Annotated in this window: 1 pseudogene; it reads left to right on the top strand. The window is 66.6% G+C overall.

The window, feature by feature from the left end:
• Positions 1 to 461, top strand: a pseudogene (locus EN852_RS35160) (two-component sensor histidine kinase); the annotation flags it as partial.

Here is a 461-nt window from a genome sequence, read left to right as displayed (position 1 = left end):
TGCTCTTCCGATCTGAGGCGGACTGGCATGAGGCGAACCGCCCGGCCTATGTCAGCGACGCGCATGGCGTGGTGCTGATCACCAGTGTGCCCTCCTGGCGTTTCCTGACGACGGAGCCGCTCAGCCGGCCGGTGCTTGCCGAGATCCGCGCCAGCCAGCAATTCGGCGACGCGCCACTGGTGCCCTTACCGATCACCAAGCCGGAAGCGCTTTCCGCCGATGTCGCGCTTGTCCATGCCATCACGCCAGGCGGCAGCGACGCGGAGTATCTGCGGCTTTCGACGGCTGTGCCCTCGACACCCTGGCGCCTCGACTATCTGGTTCCCGCGGAAGCGCCGATCGCCGCGGCGCAGCGCGAGATGCGGCTTTTGGTGCTTGGCGTTCTCGTACCTCTCATCGCTTTGGCCGCCTATCTGTTGTGGCGCCGGCACTCCGGCCAGATGCGGATAGCGGCGGAACAG

The organism is Mesorhizobium sp. M2E.F.Ca.ET.209.01.1.1 (assembly GCF_004010375.2).
Lineage (GTDB): Bacteria > Pseudomonadota > Alphaproteobacteria > Rhizobiales > Rhizobiaceae > Mesorhizobium.
This window is presented reverse-complemented; position numbering and strand designations above follow the sequence as displayed.